Genomic DNA, 22819 nt, shown 5'->3' on the forward strand with positions numbered 1-22819 from the left:
TCAGATCGGGCGGCTACCCGACAATGCAGCGTCCCGAAGCTCACGAAGAGACACTCGCGCACCGTCGGGCCGACTCACCTGCCAAAACTTCATACCTTCGCAGCGACGTCCCTTGACCGCTCGGCCTGCGTCATCCGCCTTGCGGAAGACGTCACCGGTCGAGAGGCGGATCGCTCCGTCGGCCTCGATGGTCGCCGTAACCTCGGCGTTCCCAACGACGGCGGTGATCACCGTGCCGGCGGACAGAACGCCGTCTCGCAGCATGCGTTGCACGTCCGTCAGCCGTCCGGCGGGCTTCCTCGGCGCTGGGACGACCGCCGCCGGGGTGACCGTGTCGGGAGCGGCATCGGCTACCGGTGCCTCGACGGAGAAGCCAAGCCGATCAAGTCTCCAGACGGCCGCGCAGAGGCGTCGGTAGAGTTCTTCGCGGACGGTGACGGCGGCGCGCAGCCCGCCCGAGCCCAACGGGCGCAGGTGACCCTGCAGGTCGTGCAGCTGGATGAAGGTCCGCATTGGCTTGTTGTTCTGCTGGAACATCGGGTGCAGGCAGCGAAGGAGAAGGTTTTCACTGCGGTACACCTCGATCTTGCGTTCGATCGGGGTGTCCTGGAGGCTCGCGTTGACGCTGGCTTTGAGCAGGCCCAGGACGCCGATGCGATTGCGCAAGAGGCGAAATTCGATCGGGTCGGGTCCCTCGGAATGCCGTTCGGGTCGATTCGGGAAGATGTGTTCGATCTGCCACCGCCGGTCCGACGCCAGGTAGTCGTCGGTGAGGTCGTGCTCCCCCCAGCCGGTCTGGGCGAAGGCGGTAAGGCGCGCGAGCAGGTACTTGACCTGTGCGGAGTTGTTGCCCCGCAGCCCGAACGACGTGACGGGGTGGAAACTCTGGTCGTCGGGCAGTTCGTGGACGAGGAACGACGCCACGTCGGCTGGCCGCTCGCACTTGCGAAGCTGCGGGATGAGCTTCGGCATGAGTTCGTCGAGGTCCCGGTCGAGGGCCGACTCGTCCGTGAGTACCCGGACGACATACCAGCGGTCGATGAAGTTGGCGACGAGGCGCGCCTTTTCCTTGGCGACGGACAGCGTGTCGCCGGGGCGTATCGCGGCCAGGACGAACGCCATCTGGTTCGACAGTCCGTTGATGTTGTTGAAGTAGAGCGCTTCGAGACCGTGGTCGCGGTCGAGCTGGTGGGTGGCGGACTGGAAGGTGCGGTAGGTGCTGGCCAGGCGAATGAGGCGTTCGACGAATCCGAAGAACTGGTGTGGACCTCGCAGGGCCAGATGGTCCTCAGCGTTGCGTTTAACCCACAAGTGCAGTGACGAGTTGATGTCCTCGACGTCGGTGAAGCCTTCATCCAGGCGGCCGTGATGGGCCACCAGTGCGGCCTTCAGGAAGCGGCTCGGTGCACCCGGGTCGTCGCGAGCGGGGGTCAGCTCGGCGAGCATCTTGCGCCACTGGAGGTTCAGTTCCTCCTCGTCGTGGCCGACCCGAGAGAGCAGATAACTCTTGAGGAGGTCGACCGGGGTTAGCCGGGCGCCGCGGTCGTTCATCGACTCGAAGATCTTGAAGCCGCTGTCCCGGCTCGGTGCCTCGATGCCGACCAGGAGGACCCGGTTCAGAATCCAGTCGACGAAGCTGGGAACGTCCTCGGCCTCAATCCGCGCTTCGAGCAGCTCACGCAACTCCTCGCTGCGGGTGCACAGATTGCGTAGTGAGAGCGACGAAGCCAGCGGCGGATCGTAATCGCGTCCGTCATAGAGCGCCTGCAGTGCGTCGCGGCGCTCGGCGATGTTGATGCGGAAGCGCCAGCCGCCGACGTGCGGTTCGCGGATGACACGGACCAGCTTGTCGACCGCGTTGCGGTTCCCGAGTGCGAGTGCCTGCCGGTAGAGGTGCATGAAGATCAGGTGCAGTGTGGTGAAGCGCTGCTGACCGTCGACAAGAAACCGGAGCCCGCGGCGCTGTTCGTAGTAGACGAACGGGCCCAGGAAGTAGGGGTCGGCGCGATGTATGCCGCGCCTTGTCCGGGGGTCCGCTTTGGCCTCTTCGAACTGCGTACACAGATCGTTGACCAGCGTGCGAATGTCCTCGTGGGTCCAGGCGTACTCGCGCTGGTAGTAGTCGATGTCGTAGGTCGCACGATCGAACAGGTCCTGCAACGTGAAGGTCTGGCCGTTGATCGTCGCCCCAGACATCGATCACGTCCCCTCTGTGCGCCTCACGGGAAGACAGGGTACACGTGAACCGCACTCACTGTTACGTATCACGTGCTGTCTGCCTCGGCGGACCCGGCGAGCGGCTGTGCGCGCGCCACACGATGAGGGATATTCGGTGGCCTCCGCGCCACTCGCCAGCCGCAAAAGCCACTGATGCTGACGCCTTCGGGATCGCCGAAGAGGTCAGCGAGCAGGAAGCGCTGGTCAAGCGCGCTGCTGGTGGGATTCGAGTCCCAGCCCTCGGAAGAACATCGACGCCAGCACGGCAGGAGCCAAAGCCATGCGTCGATACGGTGGACCCCTCTTGACCGGCGTCAGCGAGTCCCCGAAGGTAGCCGGCACCAGCCAGGCGAGAAGCGGCGAACCCTGACCACTTCGGTCTTCTCTGGGAGGTCACGGCGCACCGCTCGGCCGCAGCACCGCAGGTCAGAGTCCTCGTCTCTGTCCGGCGTCGGTGAGCACTTCGGTCGCGGTGACCTCTTCGCCAACCTGCACCCAATCTGCTCCCAGCTGCAAGGTCACGGCAACCAACAACTCCTTACCGCCTTGACCTGCGCACACTCCTCAACCAGGCGACATAGAGAGCTGTCGACTGCTGCGCAGAACCGCAGAGCACTCCGCGGTGAATCAGGACGCCGCACCGACACTGACCTGCGGAAACCTGGAGCCGCAGGTAGGGGTGGGTGCAATTGAGCGCCGCTGGTTGCCGTTGGACGCAGTTCAAAGCAGTTCAGAGCACTCCGTTGCTCCCAACCTGCTCCCCGCGGACAACCACCAACTCATCTGCAGGTGGCACGCGTACCTGGCCGGGTTCGGGTGGGCGCGCCACTCCAACCTCCGCATACTCGACCGCGACCCCACACCCGGACCAAGCCGATGAGCACGGCCGGACACGCCCCGACCCCTACTGCAGCTACGACGACCTGTTCATGTCAGAGTCTGGCTCGTGCCGCAATGGATCGGCTGGAGACGTGGGCAGAGATGGCGGCGAGGAGCCGGCGGGCGGCTGATGATCGTCCCGGCCGAGGTAGTTCAGGAATCGTCGGACGATGTCGCCAGCGACTACCAGGGCGGCGGTTCCTGCCGCGCCTGCCAGCGTCGGCTGATCAATAAGTGCCAGCACGACGCAGAAGCCCATGAGCATTAGATCGATGCCGATCAAGGCCAGAATTACCCGAACCGAAGGTGGCTGGACGCTCGGCGGCATGCCGGGCCCCGACGCCCGGGGTTCGACCACGCGCTGCGGGCGTTCGCGCTGGGCCGGCTCGCTCGGCTCTTGCTGGGCCCGCTTCCGGTTCTTTGCGGCAGCGGTGGGGTCGACGGTCACCTGCAGCTCCCTTGATGCGGCGTTCCTCTCTGCTTTAACAGTGGTAGTATTGCAGCACTCGAATGGCCGAAATTACACTTGATGACAGCCGGTTACACGCCGCGACGGACGCTGACGAGGGAGCCATGCCTACGCTTCAATTCCCCGCAGTCCCGCCCGGCCGGTTGCGAGACTTCCTGCTCCGACTCCATCAGATACACGCCCGCGCCGGCGCTCCGAGCACCCGCGAGATGGCGAAAGGGCTTGGATGCAGTCACCATAAGATCCACCAAATTTTCACCCAGCCGCGGCTGCCACCCGATGGTGCCCTGCTGCTCGACTTAGTCGAGTGGCTCGGCCGCTACGGCCGTCGCCCGCAGATCCGCAGCGAGGAGGACGAACGGACCTTCCTCGACGAGTTCGACAAGCTCTACAACGCCGCCCAGCGTTACGACAAGCTCGGTCCGCTGGACACGCTTGACACCGGCGCTGGAGCAGTGGCGGTTCCGATTGAAAACCCCGAATCCAAGATCACCACTCCCCTGCCGCCAGACGACAGCGAGAGCGGAGCCTTCCCCGGGACTACCGAGGCGGAGAAAGGCAAGGGATCTGTTGAACCAGGCGGCATGGACGACGCTGCGCACCTTGCCGATCTGCACGGACAGCCCGCGGGAATCAGCGTCATCGGCGGCGACCGAGTCGCCGGCGACAAACTTGTCGCTCCACATCGCTACAGCATTGGCCCAGTGAACGCGTCAGACGCGTCCTTCGGAAACCACAACGTGGTCAACGTGTCGGAGCTTGCCTCCGCAGAGACGCCGCCCGAGTTTCCCTCCGTCGAGAAGTCCGCGGCGGTCTTCGTCGGCGTTGGCAACTATCGAGAGCTCCCCAGCATCCCGAGTGCCACGACCGGAACAGCGGACTTGCATCAGATCCTGACCGACCGACGTCGACCCGGCGGGTTTGACCGATCAAAGACTTTCGCACTGATTGATCCTGCCGACTCGCTGACCGTCCTGCGAACCGTCGATGACGCGAGCCGATCGGCCACCGACACCCTGATGCTCTACTTCGCTGGGCACGGACTAATTTCACGGGCCGGCGAACTGCTCTTGGCGACGCGCGACAGTCGGCCGGACGCCGACTACACCGCACTGCGATACGACGAGATCCGGAACCTGCTAGCCAACTCGCACGCCCGCCGAATCCTAGTGGTGCTCGACTGCTGCTTCTCGGGACGGGCCTTGGAAGGTCTAATGGCCAGGGCGTCGGACCTCACCCACGTAACCGGCACATACGTCTTGACGTCCACCTCCTCCAACAGCGCAGCCTTCGCTCCCCCCAACCGACGCCATCCCGCCTTCACTGAGTCGCTCCTCGGAGTCCTGACTGGCGGCACCGAGCAACACGACAGGTTGCTGACTCTAGACGCGATCTACACAGCGGTTTCCAGACAGACCGCAAAGCAGGGACTCCCGCACCCCCGCTACCTCGCCGACGGGGCACTCGGAGAGGGACTAGCGCTCGGCTGGAACCCAAGGTTCCAACCGTCCATCGACGCCAGCCCAGCCGCGATCGCGAAGAATGCGCAGCTCCTGCGTGCCCTTTCGGAGCGCGAGATCACCGTGCTGCGTCTCGCCGCATCCGGCCTCACGACTGACGCCATCGCTAGACAACTCCACATCCGCCCATCCACGGTGCGCGCCCATCTCTCCCGTATCCGGCAACGCTTCCGCGCAGCACGGAGCGCCAGCCGGACTTCGGGCGATCACTGAGGAGCAGGAGACACCGCGGCGACCGAACCAACGAGGTTCGATGACGCGTCGGCGCGCCACGCACCCGCCACAGCCAACGCCGCCCGTTGGCGCCTGTCCCGGTCCAGCGCCGGCTCGACGCCTAGGAACGTCCGTACACCCTTCTAGCGTCGGTCCGGATGCTGATCAGCATTCCCGTACTCGGTGCCACGACGTCCGTCATACCGGGAGGAAAACCTGCTTGACCAGGCCGGCGGTTGCCGGCCCTGCGGGCTCGGCGGCCGCAGCATGCACACTCTTCAGCGCGTGCAGACGTCATCTTCTTCTGAGGCGTGAGCCACGGTGCTTGAGGCCTTCGGAGGACGCCGAAGAGGTCACCAGCTTGAAGTGCCTGGTCAGGGCGTTGGTGGCAGGTCCACGGCTCGCTGTGGGGGCGGCGGTGGTGGTGGTCGTACCAGTCGACGTACTCCAGGGTGGCGATCTCGACGTGGTCGCAGGTCCGCCACGGCCCACGTGGTTTGATAAGCGCGGTCTTGAGCAGGCCGATCGTCGACTCGGCCAGGGCGTCATAGGCGTCGCCGACCGAGCCTACCGACGGGTCGACGCCGCGCCTTATCAGGGCATGACAGGCTGTTCGGCATGGGCCCTGCCGACGATCGTCTCCATCCGAGGCTAAGGATCAACAACGGCCTGCTCCTGGTGCGGGATGGTGTCAGCACTTGGCTAATCCATGGCGCTGCCGACGGGTTGGTCTACCCGGCCGGGGACCGGCTCGTGTGGCTGTTGCCACTGCTGGAGCGCACCCCGAGCGACGTCAGTGCGGAGCTGTCTGACGTGCCTGTCGCCGACACACCGCTTCCCGCCCTCGTGCGGTTCGCGCTCACCGCATGGGGAAGCTACTGGCCGACACTGGCACTCGATTGGTTGGACGCCGGCTGGCCCACCCGGGATCTGCGCGACGTACTGGCCGACATGAAGGACTCGCGCGAACTCTCCCAGCCGCTTCGCGACCGAGCACTTCGCCTCTGGCACGCCTCGGCAGCTGCCTGACGGCCTGACAAGCCCGAATCTCGGGGCCTCCTCGACCAACGCCGGACCTACACCGCACTGCACGCCGAGTGCTCACGGTGGAACCGGTAGCCACGGAGGCGACAGCAACGGCGAGCACTCCACGCGGGGACGCTGACACCTTCGGGCACTCCTGGAAGGTCGCCGCACACCGAACCTACCGCATCACCGCAGGTCAAAGCCTTCGTCGCTGTCTGGGTCGGTGAGCACTTCGGCGGGTAACCGCATTGCCAACCTGCACCCAATCTGCGCCCAGTTGAAAGGCCTCGCCAACCAGCGGTTCCTTACCCGCACATGACGTCGGCCTCATACGATCCGCTCTCCCAGCCCGCCTTCTGATTCGACCCGTCCGCAGTCCACCCGCCCGCGTAGACGCTCCAGGGCCGGTACCGTAGCGAGGTGATTCCAGCCTGCCCCGAGTGCCACACGACGGGCGTCCCACTACTCTTCGGCCTCCCGGTCCCAGAAGCGCACATTGCCGCTGCCGACGGCGACCTTGCGCTCGGCGGGTGTCTCGTCCCCGAGGAACCGCCGCCGAACTGGCAGTGCGCACACCGGCACCGATGGCTCGACGCCGATGAAGAAACGTGGCAAGAACAGCTGCGGGCCGTGCTACTCAAACACGGCTACATTGAGCCGGACGGCAACGCCTGAGCTGGCGGCCAGGACGACGGGGCCGCGGCCAACTCCGCCGCAGCGCTTCTAGGTCGCTCTGCACGTCGTCGACCCAGGCACTGGGCAACAGCGTCACGGCGCGGTTGCTGTCCGAATCAGCGCGAGCGGCAAGTGAAGGCCGGCGTGAGGCTCCGAGGACGAGCGACGGTGGCAGTGATGGCCGCCTACCCCCAGCGGCGGCGCCGATAGACCGGGACTTCACGCACCGGCATCTCGGACCAGTGCAGCGGTCGGTCGACGACGGGTCGGGCGAGGTAGGGCGTGATCCGGTCGCGTTCGTGTTCTTCGCCGAATCGTTCAGCTTGCATGGTTTCACCAGCGACGTCGAGAGCTTTGATGAGTTGCACGACGAGGAGGTCGAGGCGGTGGTTCTCCGCTTCAGCGGCCGTGAGGCGTTCGTGGGCTACGACGGCACGGTGGCCGCACCATTGCCGCAGAAGCTCGTGCTCAGGCCGGACATGCTTGCGATACCACCGATACTCCCATTCCGGACTGGTCTCTTCGCCCTTGTGGATGGGATGCGGGCCGCCGTGTTTGCACTTGTGCCGGGCTTCGGCCTCCTCCTCGATCACGTGCTCCAGGATGGTGTGCGAGTGGGCTCGGCAGGCGGCCTCCGCGACGATGACAGCGCCGGCGGGTGAGACGATCGTGGCGTCATCGGTGGTGAACCACTGAACCGTCGCGAGGATCTCCTCTACGGGCACCTCAAGGATGTCGGTCAGCTTCGCGCGATCCTTGATGATCGTTGCGTTTTCGACCGGACGCCAGTCCAGCTCTGCCACATCCTCAGGGATGAGGGCGGAGTAGACGGTGAGAACCGCGCTCCGCTCGACGGAGTCGAGCTCAAAGTCGTCGATGCGCTGCCAGTTCGCTTGCCGGGCGTCGTAGGCTTCAACGTCGACCCACCGGGCTTTCAGCCGGGCTGACGACACGATTTGCAGACGGCGGCCCTCGTCGTCGAGGAACTCCACCTCGATGCTCGCACTGGCCTTCTTCGGCGTGACACCCTTGATGCGCACGCGTTCCGAGGGCGCCGTATCCCGCGACCGGTACGCCCAATCGTCGCCGACGACGTACTGCGATGCATCGAACGCCACCTCAACCGCCCTTCGGATACTGCCCCTGCCATCTCACAATGTGACCCGCTCGCGCAGCGCTCTGACATCAACTGATGGCCAACGGCACCAGATCGTGAGGGTCTCTGCGAGGACGAAGCTCGTCGGCATAACCGACCGATGGAAGACATCGCCGTGAGCGGTTGGTGCTCAACGCCTGACCACCTCGGTAACCAGCGGAAGGCACGCCGCACCGCTCGGCCACATCACCGCAGGTCAGAGCCCTCGTCTTTGTCCTGCGTCGTGAGCACTTCGGGTGCGGCGACCTCTTCGACGACCTGCACCCAATCTGCTGCCAGTTAGCGACGTGGATGCGACTGTGGTTGGTCGTCGAGGGGCACGCCGAAGATGATGCGTGCTGCCATTCACCGAGCAGCACCGCGTCCCGCCGAGGGTGAGAGCCTTTACGTACAGGCAATGAGGCTCCTCATCCCAGCCACAAAGCTGGGCAGATCAAGACTCAGCCGAGCTTCAATTTCCGAAATCTCGGGTGGCTGCGACCTCAGTGGGAAGACTCGGGCGTTGGGCGGTGGACCAGGGCATTCGCTCGTCATGGAAAGCGGCGTTCGAGTGCCAGACAATGAGTAGAGCCGCCAGACGGCCATTCGTGAGTCGACCAGAACCATGGTCTTGCCGGCCACAGCGATGAGGACGGCACACCGAGAGTTTTGGGCGACCACGGCTGCAGAACCGTCGATCCGCACCAGCTCGGTGGCAGCCCGCGCCGCCGCTCGGTAGGGGTTTGTGAAGCCGCCTTCTACCCGCCACACGCCGTCCTGTAGATCGACATCAAGACCGGTATCGGCAAGCGTCACCCGCACCTCCGCGTATGGATCCTGGCGGACCTCCCCCGCCAGCCTGACCGTTTCATGAAGCTCCTCCGCGGTCGCTACGTGCGCGAAGGGCTGAGTGGCAGGCAGGAGAAGTTCGTGAGCGAGGGAGACATCGACTTCCGCTACCCACTCGGCCGCATCTGCCCAGGCGTCGGTGGTCGGCAGATCTTCCTCCCGTCCTCCGTGCAGGTGAGTACCCTGCCGCAGGGTGGTCATAGCGACAGCGAGTAGCGCGTAGAGATGGTCGAAGGCCTCCGCAGGAACAGCATCGAGCATGTCGTCGTCAGGGATCAGCGACCAGATCAGCCACCTGAGGTCATGGCGCCAATCGTCGTCTTCATGCCAGACGCCAGCCGCAAGCAGCATCAGATAGAGCCGAGTGACGACCATGCGCAGGTGAACGGGCGGCAGGGTCGACCAATCGTTCTCTACGGCCGGTTCTGTTACCGCGGTGACCCAGCGCTCGGCGAACCGTCGGTACTTGGCGCGCTGGTCGGGACGGATCTGTGGGACCTGGGTCGCGGGATCTTCCTCCTGTTCGCGCGCCACGCCGTCGAGTACCTCGTCATCTTCGTCCTCCGTCACCTCCCCTTCGTCGACGTCATCGATCGACCAATGAGTCGCCCCGCCATGGCCACCAGCATGCTTCTTGGGAAAGATGAGCCCCGACAGGCTTGAGCCGAGTGTGTGTTCGCACTGCTCGAGGTAGTCGGCCCACCGGTCACCCGGCTCCAGTTGGGAACTCTCAGAAGTAGTGGATGTTGAGGACGGGGTGTGGCCGCACAGGCCCACCTGCTCGACGAGTCGTCCTAGCTCGTTGGTGAAGCGCTGGGCCAGCAGCGGGTCGCCGAAAAGCTCTCCCACCTCGCCTGACCAGGACAGGCGCGGTGTGTCGTTGGTGTCTTGGCGAGGCCGGCAGCGGGAGCTATCGGTGATGAAGACGGCCGCAGATTCCAGCCGCACGCCGGCCACCTCCATCACCGCGCGCACCGCGCCTCCGGTCACCTCCGGCACCAGGAGGCGGGCGGACTGCTGGTTGGCAGGAATTGCTCCTGCGATGGCCCATGAACCCGGCGCGCCGGTCGGCGAAGTTTCGATGGCGACCCTGTCGCCGGACGCCTTGGCTAGCTCCACTATCAGTGTCCCGTCGACCAGGGCACAGCCGAGAAGGACGGGCCCTGAGGCGCTTGTGGTGCTAGCGGGCGGGGCCGATCTCAGGTTCTGAATGGCATTCGGTGGCTGAGGGTCGCCTCCTGACGGGAAGAGCCCGGCGCCGTGTGGTGCAATGACTGCCAACTCGCAGTTGCCGCCCTGTCTGGTGCTGATCAGCAGCGCGGAAGTGGTGATATTCGCGCTGCCGGTCATGCCGGAAACCTTGCCGTCAGGGGTGCGCCACTCAATCAGCTTTCCGTGACAAGCGCGGCCGCCGCCGAGCAGGGTGAACTTCTGATCAACAACAGGCGCTGCCGCACGGGCCAGGGCAGCACCGTCGAACATGGCGATGGAGGGCTGCACGGCAACCCGTAGGGCTTGCGGCAACATCCGGGCGACGATGGCTGTCGCTGCTCGGGCTGGCGGATCGTAGAACGGGGCCGCGAGGCGCAACTCGTCTACCGCGTGCGCCGGCAGGTAGTTCAACAGCGGTTCGTGGAGGTTGCCGAACGCCCGCACCTGCGACCACCGTTCATCAACCTGCTGCGGTCGCATCCGCTCAGAGACGTGCCTGATTGTCTTGGCGACCCAGCTAGCCAGACCGACCGCGTCTGGCAGATCATGCAGCCAGTCCGCGATGTCGTGGATGAGTTGTGGCCCAAGATCGACGCTTCCATATGCGGTGACCCACAGCTCGTGGTTGTACCCCCAGCCGGACAGCGTCGGGTTGCCCGATCCGACGGCGAGCCACACGTCCCGGTCGCCGAGTAGAACCACCAGCTTGGGGTGGAATGCCCTGGAGCAGACGGCGTGACCGTGTTGATATGCCACGCCGGCGCGACGTACGTCCACGGGATCATGCACAGCCTGTCCAGGGTCGCCCAGGACCGTAATCCGCGCGCCGAGAGCCCGAGCGGTGGGAATCGCGAACTTCTCGAGAAACCCCAGGTCGACCGTGTAACCGGTGATGAGGACCTCGCGCAGCCGGGCACCGTCGATCCGGTCCCGCCACTGCTGCAAGAGCGTTAAGGGTGACCGGAGGGTATGAGTGACGTCGCTCATGAGGGCAGGTCCAGCAGTCGTCGCCCCTGGGGCGTGACTGGCTCTTCGGGATGCGGTGTGAGCAGCCCGACCTGTACCGCGATCTCGGCCAGTTGGGGAAGGCGCAGACCGATGTTGCCGCTGCCCTCGTTGGAGTCAGCGAAGTACGCACCATTGCGCTCGTGCAGTCTGCTGAACAGCGAGATCGTGCCGTCATGGTTGAACTTCACCTTCCGCAGCGCTACCCGCCGCGATTGGGCAAGCATGTCGTCAACGAGACGTCGCCCCAGCTCGGCGACCGAGCGTTGCCCATACTCGTGCCGGAGGTGCGCTATCCAGGCGGGATCGAGGTAGGTGGGCCGTTTCCCCTTGAAGGTGCGCAGGGTGACGCCGGTCAGCGAGTCGAGGCGCCGGGCGCCGAGCAGTAGCAACGCGACGTCGGTAACCACACCACTGTCGTCGCGCAGCAGCTCGTCCTCGGCCCGCAGGGGGTCACGACGCTCATCAACGACGGCAGGCAGACCGGCCTCGAACTCGGCGACAGTACTGCCGGGCAGCTGCGCGCTGATCCACTCGTGCAAGTGGCTACGAGAGGCAGTCTCCGTTCCTCGGACCTCGTTGACCAACGCCGCCCAGAAATGTCGCCACGCCCCGACACAGTGGTGACGAAGAACCACCCCTCGCCACGCGGCCGTTCGTTCTTCGCCGGCCAGCAACGGGTCTTCGCGGGCGGCCGAACCGTAGGCCACGGCAGCGGCGAACGCCTCCTGCCAGGTGGCCGCGTCCGGGTTGAGCTGCCACGACCGAGCGAGTATGCGGAGTGTGGCACGCCGCGTCCGATCGTCTCCTGTCCAGGACTCCGGGTCATGGCGACCATCTGCGGTGGCGCTGAACAGCGAGCTGAGCGGTTCCAGATCAGGAGTATCCGCGTCCTGCTGAAGGCGCAGAGACTCCAGTGCCGCCGACGGGAGCGACAGACCGCCTCGATGCTCGGCGACCTCGACGAGGAACTTGTACATCTTTGAAATCGCTGGCGGACACGGATGGCGGCCCATCCGCAGCGCACCGCCGTCCACCGTCACGGTCCCGAGCGTCACGCTCGGACCGTTGTACTGCGACCAGAAGCCCCACCTGCGCGGGGAGTATGAGCCGGAACCGACGGGATCAGCCACTGAAAATTCCTCGCCTTGGCCGGCAGCGAGCCTGGCTAACGCGTCCACCCCATGAGCGAGCCCGGGCGCGGATTCCGGATCGTCGTACTCCTGCGAGATTCGCGCCATACCCACCTCCGCCCGACGGACGAGGCGCTGGCATGCCTCTCGGTTCAAGCCCTTCCGGTCCGCGTGCGCGGCAAGAGCCCAATACAGGCTGTAGTAGCGGGCATAACGGGTCACCGTCGACACGCCTGGAACGAGCATGTCGACGCAGGTCATGACCGGTGCCTCGACAGCCAGCGGGTATCGGCCTGCCCGAGCCAGCAGACCAGGCTCGCACCACCTCGGCCCCTCGACTGCAGATCTCGAGGCCGCTGCCGAGCCGAGCATCTCATCGGTAATGACGCTGGTCATGGTGGCCATTTTCGTCATGCTTGGCGACATACGGAATCCTCGACAAGTTCGTGACTTGCCGGAAATCGGGCGGATCTGTGCTCATGACCCGGGCCGTCAGGCATACCTCCACAGTCTCCTCAGCCTGGGACCCTGAAAGTTCTTATACCGCCGGTCTCGGATATCAACGAAAACATGCAGCTGACCGAGATGGGATACGAGGCCGAGCCTGGACACTGGAAAATCCAGTGCCGGGCAGGTGACCATCTCGGCCTTCTCTGGGATGTCACGTCGACCTGCTTGCCAACATCGCCGCAGGTCAGGACGCTGTTCGCGTCCGGCCGCAGTGAGCACTTCGAGCATGCCGAAGAGGTCTCCAGCTTGAAGGACCTGGTCACGGTGTCGCCCATGGGATCGGCGCTTCAGATGACGGAACCGTGACGGATTCCAGCAGGCTCGCCCGCGATGCTTCGGATCGATCCACAGCAGACCTACAGGCGTGGCGTTAGGCGAACCGAGACGCCGGCCGGCGACGGCGATCCTGGAGCGACACGCCTGACCACTTCGAGCTCTACTGGGAGGTCACGCTGCACCGCTCGAACTCCATCACCGCAGGCCAAGGATCCTCGTCTCTGCTCCGGCGTTGGTGAGCACTTCGGGTGCCGAGACCTCTTGGTCAACCTGCACCCAATCTGCCTGGCAACCGATGGCTGCTTACCGCCCTGACCTGTACGCGTACCCCTACCTGGCGACATAGAGCGTTGGACGCTCCACCCGCTCTGAGCTGCGGAGACATGAAGCCGTCGGCAGGGGTGGGTGCCTTGAGCGCGGTTCGATGCCGTTGGACGCACTTCGAGGCCGTTCAAGGCGCCCTGTTACTCCCCCTGCTCTCCCTAAACCGGGCTCAGACTGGTCCGTCGGCGGCCGACCGATCGTGAGGTGCCCGCCCAGTGCCCTGATTGGTATCAGCGCTGGCTCCCGGAGCCGGATCGGTCGTTCGTGGGAGCTCCCCCACGATCGCCGCGCCCTGTCAGCGGCACGAGCTTGCGCCCGAGCCTGCCGCGGGTCCACCCGGTTCTTGCAGCTTCAGCGGTCGGTACGTGGTCGACCAGCCTCGTCGTACTACCGGCGCGCCCAGTCGGCCGCCGTTCGGCACGCGGCAGCCTGGCACCAACGTGCGTTGCCTGGATGACCGTTGTCATGGTCGCGTAGCACCAACCTGACGAGCAGGTCCTGGCCAGCTTCCGCTCGGACAGCCCGGTCAAGCAGATCGCGGAAGATCGTCGCGTCATCCTCCGGCCGGTTCATTGGTCGGTTCCGGCGCCAGCGGTGTGGGTTTTGGACCACCGTTGCCAGGCGACCGACGGTTCCCACGTGCGCAGCCGAGACTGGAGTTGCATGTCGGACTCCGTCGTTGGCGCCGATTCTCGACGTAGTAGCAGACCGAGGTGCTGGTCAACCCTGCCGCTGGAGGCCTTCCGGAGCGCTGTAATGCCTTCGTCGTGCCGATCGGTCCGGTACACGCCGGGCAGGCCGAGCAACGGGTGGGTGAGCTGTTCGGCTACGTCGGCCGGCGCGCGGCCCGCAGGCCACAACATGTGCCGCACGCCTGTGCTCCAGGTGGAGAACCACAAAGGTCGACCGAGTGCGAATATCCGTCGCAGTAGCGCGCTGCCCAGCGGAGGGTCCCCGACCGTCCTCCCGTAATGCTCGATCCAGTCTTGCTCCGACGGCGCGAGATGTCGGGCCAGGAGGATGCTCTGCACCTCGTCTAAGGCGAGACCAGTGTCATCGCTGACGTAGTCTAGGGCGCGCCGTGCGACGGGCGCCTTTACCGCGGCCAGTATGATCCGGGCAGCCGGGACGGCGTCGAGGAGGTACAACTCGCCGTGCCGCTTGTGCTGGCGGTAGCGCAGTCCGGGTACGCCCCGCTGCTCGCCGTTGAACGGAGCGGGAAGCAGGGCGGTCAGCAGCGGCCCGAGGGCGGGCTCATCCACATGGACGTTGAGGTCACCGGTTGCGGTGATGGTGAGGCGCCGGAGGACTGTGGCCGGTCGCATGAGGCTGGCCGGTGGCCGTAGGTGCAGCGCGTTGGTGGTGCTGCTTATGGAGTCGAGTAGGCCGCACTCCAGCTCACGTTGTCCGGCGCTGCCCGCAGCGGGCAGTAGGAGCTCTCGCAGGTCAGGCATGGATGGCTGTGTCCACGCAGGGTGCCGGACGCTGCTGTCATAGTTCGCGCGTAACGCGTCGACGACGCGGTTCCGGTCGGTTCGGTCCAGCCGCTGCAGTACTGGGCGGACCGCCTCTGCGGCGGAGGTGTTGGGCTCAGCGGTGTAGGTTCGGCGCAGCGCGGCCACTTGATCGACAAGCGAGGTGCTCACCATGGCAGGGTCCTCGTCCGCCCTCCCCGGCTAGGGCGGAACTAAGGACGCAGCTATGAGCGCGTCGGGAATGGTCACCTGCTGAGCAGCGGGTACCCCAACCCTGCGACCGGTCCACGCCGCCTCACTGCCGGGAGGGCGGCTCCAGCCTCACGTCTGCTCGACGCCGTCGACAACTTTAGCACCACACCACCACCAAGCCGCGCCTGTCGTCGGCCACGCCCACCAGCGCCCGTGACCGTGGTAGAGGCAAAGTGACTAGCCTTGCGGGCACCGACTGGACCGTAAGCAACAGCAGCATGACCATCTTTGATCTAGGGGAGGTCGCACCGATCGACTCACCCCGCAGGTAGCCGCTTCCTGCGCCGACAGGAGATGCTCACAGTTCCGCCAGACTTACGCCTTGGCCTGGGTCAGGCTTCGCCGGTATCCGAGTGCCTCGGGGACTTCTTCGTACTGCAGCAGGCTGCCTGTCAGCTCCAGCAGGTACTCCTTGGCTTCTTGTGGCGTGGCGTAGAAGAATTCCCGTCGCTGGTTGATGAGGTTTACTCGTCGGTCAGCCAGGCGGCTATGCATCTTGGCTTCGATCCCGACGGCGTCCTCGGAGAAGAAGAGTGCGTGCACGTCGAAGTTGAAGGGGACAGAGGCGTCGCTGAGTTCCCGGACCCGATCCGGTGGGTCGAGGCGGCGGGTCATGCCGATCTTGACCACTTGCTCGCCAAAAGATCACAGGTTCGAGATGACGTACACGTAGCCAGCGCGGACGTTGGCGGATCGGTAGTCCACGTCCTCGATGGCGGTTTCGATCTGCGACAGCCGCTCCTGCATTTGGGTGGCGCCGTCGACGTCGCCCTTGGCTTGCAGGGCGGCGAGGGCGTTGGCGTAGTGCTGACGTTCCTTGTCGAGACGGGCGCGCTCGCGGTCGATCTCCTGTTGAACCCGTCGCTCCTCGCGCAGTCGTGCCTTCTCTTCGCGCTCGCGCTCCTTCTCTTCGGCGACCTTGACTTGGTAGTCAGCCGTGAGGTCCAACTCGCGGACCCGTAGCCGGTGGTAGTCCTCCTAGATGTGGATGTGCATCGTCTTGCCTAGCTTGGCGATCGTGGCGGCGACCTTGCCCAGGCGCTCGATGGCCGAGTCAAGCTTGTAGGGCTTCAGGCCCCGTACCAGGTTGTCCGCCTCGGCGTTGTAAGCCCGCAACAGCAGCTTGGAGAAGTCCCGGACCACCACCCGCCCTTCGGCTGCTGAACCGTTCACCGTCCAGCCAGTCGCGGCGAGGACCGCGCCGCCTTCCCGCTTAGCCATGCTCTTGATCTGGCCCTGCAGCCCAGCCAACGCGCCCTGGTAGGCGACCGCGTCTGACAGGGGGTGCCGGTAGTCGTACACGCCAGCCTCCTGCAGCAGCGCCGTCTCCTCGGTCACCACAACCTGCTGGCCAAGGTCACGTAACTGGCGCTCCAGGTCAGCCTCCTGTGCCTGGGCTGTCGCGGTCTGTTCGGTGATCTCTCGCGTCAGCCGTTTTCTGTACTGCTCCAGCTCTACCGCGGGCAGTACTCCGAGGCGGTTCAACTCTGCTCGGACCCGCTCCAGCTCCGCCCTCAGGAGGGTCACCTCGGCAGCCAGCTCACGTGCTTTCGCCCGCGCCCCGAACGGCGGAATCTCGGGATCGTCGGCGCGTTGCGGTGGGACGGTCCGTGGCATGGGGGAAGCCACCACGGGAATAGCTGCCCACCAACGGGACAGCGTTTTGCGCAAGCGAGAAGCTATCCGCGAAGCCCAGGCGATGATCGCTGAGTCGCATCGCCGTATGACCGAGCTGCGGGCCTTGCGCCCGCAGGCGTAGGCATCGGCAAGCCGCCCGAGCAGCGCATTCGAACCGGTTTACCCGATGACGGCCTCGCATCGACGCGCGCGCACGGGTACTGCGAGTCGACGAGGTTTCACGTACGGTGGTCCTGCCTTCTGGAGATCAGCCCGATGGCCACTCGTTGATTGTCGTTAAGGAACCGAGGCACGGATGAACGACAGACGCGACCCACGCCTGTCGCTAGCAAGTCTTGATTTCCTCGGTGACGAGGCCGCGCTTCAGCGACAGGTCGGGCAGCTGCTGCGGGAGAGCGGACATCTCTCCCGTACGGACGGTTTCCGTGGATCTGATGCCACCGGATCGGTCTTCGTGGTCATCGACACTCAACGCCGCGTGGAGGCCGTCACGGTTGGCCGTGGGTGGCGGGCCGAGGTTGGCGTGACTCGGTTCCCGGCCGCGCTCTTCGAGGCCTACAGCGCCGCCGTCGGCGCCGCACTGGAACAGGTCGCCTTGACGGAACTTCAGCAGGGGCAGGCACCCCCACGCCAAACCGCGGTGCAGGCGTCTCCCGAGCTTGACGAGGACGTGTGGTCGCGGGAGACCTGGCGCACGCTGCAGGGCCTCGACGCGGAGCTGGATCGGGTGGCACAGCTGCGCGTTGCCCCGGTCGAGCAGGTCATGACCAGCCCCAACGGTTGTCTGACGTTGCGGATTCGCGCGAACAGCATTGTCGGTATAACCGGCGACACGGGACGGATCGCCCGTGCCGACGCCGGTCAGCTGCAGTTCGAAGCCCGGTCCGTCCTTCGCGCCTTCGACCTGGCGAGGGCAGATCAACACGACGTTGAGGGGTGGCCAGGTGGATGAGCTGAACGTCATCACGGACGCTTTGCGTACCGAGGGCGGCAAGTGGCTGCAGCTGTCCGACAGCGCTTCCGCCATCAAGGGCGCCACGGAGGGGCTGAGCTTGGACGCCTCCGCCTTCTACATCGGCGACGTCAACGCCGGCGTCCACGCAGCCGCCTACCGCGACTTTCACGCCTTCATGGTCGCGATCCTCGCTGGGGCGGCGACGGAGTTCGAGCAGGTCGGTGAAGCCCTTCGGCGTGTGGCCGACGCCTACGACCGGGCCGATGAGGTGATCTCGCTGGACCTCAACACGATCTACAAAGCCTAAGCACGGACGTTACGACCCGGAAGGATCCAAGCCGATGCAGCCCGCACCGCCGGACCTGGAATACGCCGAGCCGTTCAACAAGGCCTTCGACCAGATCCGCGTCGGCGTGGACCTTGCGGTGAAGGGGTTCAACGACGTCGTCTCGCAGGTCAACGAGTGGGCGTGGCTCATCGGCCCGGCGGCGCTGCTGTGGATCAAGCACAACCTTGACACCGCGCGCCGCGGCCTGCGGGAGGTCATGGACCGGGTTGACCACGCCGTGGAGCATCAGATGCCGGTGCTGTCGCTCATTTCGATGAGCTTCCGATGGATCACCGAGGTGAAGACGCCTGTCTCTCAGCTGTCGTTCGCGATCAGCGAGCCAGTCGACCAGAACCTGGTCAAGTGGACCGGTGACGCGGCACGGGCCTACGCCGACAAGGCTGTCAAGCAGCGGGCGGCGGTTGACGAGTCCGTTCTCAAGGCGGAGTTCATCAGTCAGTGGCTGTTCAAGATCGCTAGGGCCAACGTTGACTACGCGGTCGAGCTGGCGACGATCGTCACGAAGCTGGCGGGTCAGTTCGCCCAAGCCGCCGTCGACGCGACGACGGTCATCAACATTCCGTGGGCCATCGATGCGTTGGCCAAGTCTGTCGGGGATATCGTCACCGCGGGACTGGACACGCTCCTGCGGGTCGGTGAGCGTTTTGTTGACGCGTTGGGTAACGTCCGGGACATCGCGACGCAGGTGGGTGACTACTCGAAGCTTCCCGGCGGCCGTTGGCCCGAAGCCGTGCGCGGGTAGAGCCTGTCGTCAGGCGTGCGGGACGGCGGTGTAGGTCGCCTTGAGGATCGTCAGCGCTTTCGCGGCGAGTGTCTTTGTAGGCAGGTAGGAATCGCCGCCGACCGCGAGCCAGACCTTCACCACCAGGTTGGCGTCCCGGGCGTGGACCATGTACTCGGTGTACTTGAAGCCAGGGTCCGATCGCTTGACGAATCCCTCGGCCTCCTCGCCGACTTCGGCGACCGGGCCGTCCGCCGTCATGGCTGTCACCTGCTGGGTCGCCGTGTAGAGGCGTCCCGCTTCCTCGGCGCTCGTCAACGACGAGGCTTCCACTAGCAGGTTCGCCTGGTGGTCGTCCGCAGTGCGCATCTCGAACAGGCACGACGAGCCCTGCCGCGCCAGCGGCGGCTTCGGATCGGTACGAGCGACTCTCACCGATAGGTCCGCCAAGGTCGTTAGGTCCGTGCGTCGGCATAGGTCGAGATTGGTGGCGTCGTACGTGGGGCCGACGGCGGGTGCCGGGCTACTCGTGGCGGGAGTACCAGCGATCGGCGAGGTGGTGACGGCACGAGGCGTTGCTGATCCGCCGTCGTCACACCCTCCGGTAACCGCGAGCGTTACCAGAAGGCCGACAACCAGCGCCCGTTTCCGGGCCCGAGCTTTCACGCTGTTGACCATACCGTCAGCTGCGCCCGGCGATCGCCCGTGCTGGTTACCGTTATCGTCGTGGCATGCCCCGCGAGACCATTGAATCTGTTGCTCGCTCCCGCGCCATCACCGCAGCGGCGGTTCTGCAGCAGCTGGTCGATCTACGTGCCTACCCGCACCGGCACCTTGCCGTGGCCGCCTATGCCCCCGGCGGGGCCATCAGCCAGGCACTCGCCGCCGCCGACTACCTCAGCCAGATGGGATGGGAACTCATTAATGTGACGGAGGTGGGGAGCAGCAGGACGCTGCACGCGATCATGCGGCGCAGGTGAGTCAGCGGATGTCAGGCCCCATCGGCACGTCGGCGGTTGATCTGACTGCCTGGCCTGGAGGCATAGGAGAGCTTCCACATCATGCTTGTACGGGAGGAAAGCAGAGTGGACGAATCTTCGACAACAATTGTCACCACGCCCCCGCACGACCACCACGATCGTCGCCATCGCCTCTGACGACACCTACGCACACGTCTACTGAAAGCGGCCATGGTGCCCCCGCCATCGGCGCAGTAGCACTAGCCGCGTCCTCCCACTCGTTCCGTCGCAGGGCTTAAAGATCGTCGGGCCACCAGTGTGGATCGAGGCTTTTGCCGTGGCCGTGAGGGCATCGTTCGTAGCCACTGCTGGAGACGTTCCAGTGGTGGTAGCAGTACGGTGCGTCGCACTGGCCGCAGAATCCGGCGTCGTCGTAGAAGCCCGCGGAGGTTACCGCGGCGTACCGGTACGGCCGGGTGAAGGCGTCAGCGATCCGTTGCGCCTGCGCCGCGTCGACCGCGTGACCGAGTCCGTTGCCCGCCACGATCCCGGCGAACACCAGCCACCACTGCTGGCCGTCGTGACGCTGCCGTGCGGCGGTGTAGGCGTCGCGCTGCGCCGATGGCCAGCGCTGCCAGTCCACCGGCCTGCTGGCGGGTGCGACGAGTTCGACGTGGGCTGCCGATCGCCCACACACCGCGCACGGTGGTTCCGCGACGAAGGCCTGAAGCACGGCTCTCATCCTCCCTGTTCGTTAGGCGACCACGCGCAGTCGTCGGACGGTGTCGCTGGTGCCGTCGGGCTGCGTGGTTTCCCATCGACGTTGTAGCGCGTCGACGACGGTGGCGATCATTGGCTCGGTGACGTGGCTGTAGATACCCCGTACACCGGGCAGGCGGTGACCGAGGCGGCGGGCTTGGGCGATCTCGGGGATGCCGTCCTCGATGAGCCACGTCTTGTGAGTGTGACGCAGGTCGTGGAAGTGCATGCCGGGCAGGACCGCTGGGATGCCCTGTTGAGGGTTGCCGGCGACGGCGGGGGCCCAGGCGCGGCGGTTGAAGTTGGAGCGCCTCTGGTGGTAACCGCGGGCCCCGGGGAAGACGATGTCGTGGGGTTGTTCGGCGAGGTGGACGGCGAGCAGGGTAGTCAGGAAGCGGGGCAGCCGGATGTGGCGAACGCTGTCGTTGGCCTTGGGTGGGCCGAGGAACAGCTTGCCTTCGACCTCATGAAGGGCGCCGACGTCGGGGTGGACGTGGATGCTGCCGGTGGTGAGGTCGACGTTGTCGCGGGTGAGGCCGGTGAGTTCTCCCCATCGTATGCCGGTGTAGGCGGCGGTGAGGATGAGCAGTCCGTCGCTGGGGCGGGCTTGGCGGGCGACGATCGCTGCGACCTGCTCGGCGGTGGCATGCGGACGCTCAGCGCGGATGCCCTTGGGGATGCGGATTCCGCGGCAGGGGTTGAAGGGCAGACGTCGGTCTTCGACGGCTTCTTGAAGGACCATCGACAGGACCATGATCACGTCGGCGACGGATCGTGGTGACAGACGCTTGCCGAGGGCGACGGCGAGGGTTTTGACGTGTTGGCGGCGGATGTCGACCAGGGGCAGCGGGCCGAGGGCGGGCAGGATGTGCAGCCGGAGGTGGCTGCGGTAGGCGGCCCAGGTTGCGGGGCCGGCTTGGTGCGTTGTCTCCCAGATCGGGACCCAGTCGGTGAGGGGGATGCGTCCGCCGCGGGGGTCGATGTAGGTGTCCCGGGCTGCTTCGACGTCGATTTCCTTGGCGCGGATGGCGGCGTCGGCGCGGAGGTCGTGGGATGAGTCGGTGGTGACGGTGCCGTCGGGCATGCGCAGGCGGACGCGGAATCGGGTGCCGCGCTTCTCTACCCAGGCCATGGTGTGGTCTCCGTTCGGTTGGTGTCGGGGGTGGTGATTGACGCGTGGCTGTCGGGGTGGGGCAAGTCGCCGGTGGGGCGCCGGTGGCGTCGGGTGGCACGCCGGCCGGTGGGGGCTTGCGCGGCGGCGGCGATGATGGCGGCGAGGTCGGCGGCTGAGAAGCGCAGGTGTTTGCCGAGGAAGGTGCAAGGAATCTGGCGGCGGCCCGCACGGCGGCGCAGCCATGACTCCGGCACGCGGAGTCGGGCGGCGGCCTCGGCCGGGGTGTAGAGCCGCGGGTCCTGCTCGTCGTGACCCGCTGTTGGCTGCTGGAGGGTAGGAGCGGCCGGCGGTGGTCGGCGTGTGCTCGGGGCAGGTTGGCAGGCATGGGTGAGCTCCCGAAAGTCGGAGGATCTGGCGGCTGGAGATCGGGGTGGTGGCTCGTCGCGGACGGTGTGTGGATGTGCCCGCGACGAGCCACCGTTGGCTGGCAGGGGCTAGGCGTGCTGGCAGAGCAGCAGTCGCAGGGCGGCCGCGGCTTGGGCGGGGACGACGCCGTTGCCGAGGACCCGCAGTGCGGTGGTGCGGGGCAGCCCGAGGGTGGGGTCGGTGACCCAGTGCTCGGGCAGGCCCATGAGCCATTCCACGAATGGCGGTGCGAGGACGGGTTTGCCGTGCCGGCCGGTTTGCGTTGGTGCGGGTGCGAGGCGGCCGAGCAGCAGCTCCCAGCAGGCGACGGCGGCGGCATAGTCGCCCCACCGCTGCTCGTCGGGTTGCCCGAGCGCGGCGATGGTGGTGCGCAGATCCGCACCGCCGTCGCCGTGACGCCCGGGGCCGCGCCCGTCGGACGTCCGCGGGGTGGGCAGGACCCGCACGGCCGCGGAGGGGAGGGTGAGGTCTCCGTGCGAGCCACGCTGCCGAGGGCAACCCTTCTCGCCGTCGGTGGCCCGTGGGGTGGGCAGCAGCACCTGAGACAGCGGGGGCCGGAACCCGGCGCCCGCGCGTCGCCCGGGCGTGCCGGTGTCACTCGCCCTGGGAGTAGGCAGCAGCCGTGCGCCGTCGGTGCGCGTGTGCGTGTCCTGACCGGTGCGAGCGACGGGCTCTGCGGTGGTGGGTAGGAGGCCGTGGGTGGAGCCCGACGGTTCGATGAGGTCGGG

22 protein-coding genes and 1 pseudogene are annotated in these 22819 nt (G+C 66.0%); 7 read left to right on the forward strand and 16 right to left on the reverse strand.

Features of this window, described 5'->3' with window-relative positions; translation table 11 throughout:
• Both ACQP03_RS22940 and ACQP03_RS22945 read right to left on the reverse strand, forming a co-directional pair.
• A complete protein-coding gene (locus ACQP03_RS22940; RefSeq protein ID WP_433458332.1) occupies window positions 1-2196 on the reverse strand; it encodes a GmrSD restriction endonuclease domain-containing protein in 2196 nt (731 codons plus the stop codon).
• Between the two features lie 934 nt (window positions 2197-3130).
• On the reverse strand, window positions 3131-3544 hold the full coding sequence (locus tag ACQP03_RS22945) for a hypothetical protein (RefSeq protein WP_433458334.1): 414 nt from the start codon (window positions 3542-3544) through the stop codon (window positions 3131-3133).
• A gap of 125 nt (window positions 3545-3669) precedes the next feature.
• On the opposite strand from ACQP03_RS22945, the gene ACQP03_RS22950 reads away from it, so the two are divergent.
• A complete protein-coding gene (locus tag ACQP03_RS22950) occupies window positions 3670-5298 on the forward strand; it encodes a caspase, EACC1-associated type (RefSeq protein WP_433458336.1) in 1629 nt (542 codons plus the stop codon).
• A gap of 424 nt (window positions 5299-5722) precedes the next feature.
• On the opposite strand, the pseudogene ACQP03_RS22955 reads toward ACQP03_RS22950, so the two are convergent.
• A pseudogene (locus tag ACQP03_RS22955) lies at window positions 5723-5896 on the reverse strand (IS3 family transposase); the annotation flags it as partial.
• Window positions 5897-5916: 20 nt separating this feature from the next.
• Here ACQP03_RS22955 and ACQP03_RS22960 point away from each other — a divergent pair.
• Window positions 5917-6327, forward strand: a complete 411-nt coding sequence (locus ACQP03_RS22960; RefSeq protein ID WP_433458338.1) for a hypothetical protein — start codon at window positions 5917-5919, stop codon at window positions 6325-6327.
• Window positions 6328-6786: 459 nt separating this feature from the next.
• Here ACQP03_RS22960 and ACQP03_RS22965 read toward each other — a convergent pair whose 3' ends face one another.
• The 4 genes from ACQP03_RS22965 to ACQP03_RS22980 all read right to left on the reverse strand — a co-directional run bounded on the left by ACQP03_RS22965 (window position 6787) and on the right by ACQP03_RS22980 (window position 12738).
• Window positions 6787-6939, reverse strand: coding sequence for a hypothetical protein (locus tag ACQP03_RS22965; protein WP_433458340.1), 153 nt, complete (start codon window positions 6937-6939; stop codon window positions 6787-6789).
• 245 nt (window positions 6940-7184) lie between these two features.
• On the reverse strand, window positions 7185-8117 hold the full coding sequence (locus ACQP03_RS22970) for a hypothetical protein (RefSeq protein WP_433458342.1): 933 nt from the start codon (window positions 8115-8117) through the stop codon (window positions 7185-7187).
• 422 nt (window positions 8118-8539) lie between these two features.
• Entirely contained in the window at window positions 8540-11140 is a 2601-nt protein-coding gene (locus tag ACQP03_RS22975; protein WP_433458344.1) for a hypothetical protein, read from the reverse strand.
• A 38-nt stretch (window positions 11141-11178) separates the two neighbouring features.
• Window positions 11179-12738: a hypothetical protein gene (locus ACQP03_RS22980; RefSeq protein WP_433458346.1), complete on the reverse strand. Its 1560-nt coding sequence runs from the start codon at window positions 12736-12738 to the stop codon at window positions 11179-11181.
• Window positions 12739-12903: 165 nt separating this feature from the next.
• Here ACQP03_RS22980 and ACQP03_RS22985 point away from each other — a divergent pair, with 165 nt between their 5' ends.
• Complete coding sequence (locus tag ACQP03_RS22985; RefSeq protein WP_433458348.1) at window positions 12904-13149, forward strand: hypothetical protein; 246 nt, start codon at window positions 12904-12906, stop codon at window positions 13147-13149.
• An 863-nt stretch (window positions 13150-14012) separates the two neighbouring features.
• On the opposite strand, the gene ACQP03_RS22990 is transcribed toward ACQP03_RS22985, so the two are convergent.
• From ACQP03_RS22990 to ACQP03_RS23005, 4 genes are all read right to left on the reverse strand, one after another.
• Window positions 14013-15092: a hypothetical protein gene (locus tag ACQP03_RS22990; protein ID WP_433458350.1), complete on the reverse strand. Its 1080-nt coding sequence runs from the start codon at window positions 15090-15092 to the stop codon at window positions 14013-14015.
• A 393-nt stretch (window positions 15093-15485) separates the two neighbouring features.
• Window positions 15486-15800: a GIY-YIG nuclease family protein gene (locus ACQP03_RS22995; protein WP_433458352.1), complete on the reverse strand. Its 315-nt coding sequence runs from the start codon at window positions 15798-15800 to the stop codon at window positions 15486-15488.
• Between the two features lie 15 nt (window positions 15801-15815).
• Window positions 15816-16118, reverse strand: a complete 303-nt coding sequence (locus tag ACQP03_RS23000; protein ID WP_433458354.1) for a hypothetical protein — start codon at window positions 16116-16118, stop codon at window positions 15816-15818.
• A 30-nt stretch (window positions 16119-16148) separates the two neighbouring features.
• Entirely contained in the window at window positions 16149-16787 is a 639-nt protein-coding gene (locus ACQP03_RS23005; protein WP_433458356.1) for a DUF4041 domain-containing protein, read from the reverse strand.
• A gap of 316 nt (window positions 16788-17103) precedes the next feature.
• On the opposite strand from ACQP03_RS23005, the gene ACQP03_RS23010 reads away from it, so the two are divergent.
• Genes ACQP03_RS23010 through ACQP03_RS23020 form a run of 3 tightly spaced genes read left to right on the forward strand, consistent with a single transcriptional unit; the run spans window position 17104 to window position 18854 of the window.
• Window positions 17104-17760 carry a hypothetical protein gene (locus ACQP03_RS23010; RefSeq protein ID WP_433458358.1) on the forward strand — a complete coding sequence of 219 codons (657 nt, stop codon included), beginning with the start codon at window positions 17104-17106 and terminating at the stop codon, window positions 17758-17760.
• Window positions 17753-18070, forward strand: a complete 318-nt coding sequence (locus tag ACQP03_RS23015) for a hypothetical protein (RefSeq protein ID WP_433458360.1) — start codon at window positions 17753-17755, stop codon at window positions 18068-18070. The genes ACQP03_RS23010 and ACQP03_RS23015 overlap by 8 nt, the downstream gene beginning before the upstream one ends.
• Window positions 18071-18104: 34 nt before the next feature.
• A complete protein-coding gene (locus ACQP03_RS23020; protein WP_433458362.1) occupies window positions 18105-18854 on the forward strand; it encodes a hypothetical protein in 750 nt (249 codons plus the stop codon).
• Between the two features lie 9 nt (window positions 18855-18863).
• Here ACQP03_RS23020 and ACQP03_RS23025 read toward each other — a convergent pair whose 3' ends face one another.
• Entirely contained in the window at window positions 18864-19511 is a 648-nt protein-coding gene (locus tag ACQP03_RS23025; protein WP_433458364.1) for a hypothetical protein, read from the reverse strand.
• 53 nt (window positions 19512-19564) lie between these two features.
• On the opposite strand from ACQP03_RS23025, the gene ACQP03_RS23030 reads away from it, so the two are divergent.
• A complete protein-coding gene (locus ACQP03_RS23030) occupies window positions 19565-19813 on the forward strand; it encodes a transcriptional regulator (protein WP_433458366.1) in 249 nt (82 codons plus the stop codon).
• Window positions 19814-20087: 274 nt separating this feature from the next.
• On the opposite strand, the gene ACQP03_RS23035 is transcribed toward ACQP03_RS23030, so the two are convergent.
• The 4 genes from ACQP03_RS23035 to ACQP03_RS23050 all read right to left on the reverse strand — a co-directional run bounded on the left by ACQP03_RS23035 (window position 20088) and on the right by ACQP03_RS23050 (window position 22630).
• Window positions 20088-20435 (reverse strand): hypothetical protein, encoded by a 348-nt coding sequence (locus ACQP03_RS23035; RefSeq protein ID WP_433458368.1) that lies wholly within the window; start codon window positions 20433-20435, stop codon window positions 20088-20090.
• 111 nt (window positions 20436-20546) lie between these two features.
• Window positions 20547-21683, reverse strand: coding sequence for a tyrosine-type recombinase/integrase (locus ACQP03_RS23040; RefSeq protein ID WP_433458370.1), 1137 nt, complete (start codon window positions 21681-21683; stop codon window positions 20547-20549).
• The gene (locus ACQP03_RS23045; RefSeq protein ID WP_433458372.1) at window positions 21671-21919 is read right to left on the reverse strand and encodes a hypothetical protein; all 249 of its coding nucleotides are present in this window, start codon (window positions 21917-21919) and stop codon (window positions 21671-21673) included. The genes ACQP03_RS23040 and ACQP03_RS23045 overlap by 13 nt, the downstream gene beginning before the upstream one ends.
• A gap of 240 nt (window positions 21920-22159) precedes the next feature.
• A complete protein-coding gene (locus ACQP03_RS23050; RefSeq protein ID WP_433458374.1) occupies window positions 22160-22630 on the reverse strand; it encodes a hypothetical protein in 471 nt (156 codons plus the stop codon).
• Between the last annotated feature and the right edge of the window lie 189 nt (window positions 22631-22819).

This window comes from Micromonospora sp. CA-248212, assembly GCF_050948405.1.
Lineage (GTDB): Bacteria > Actinomycetota > Actinomycetes > Mycobacteriales > Micromonosporaceae > Micromonospora.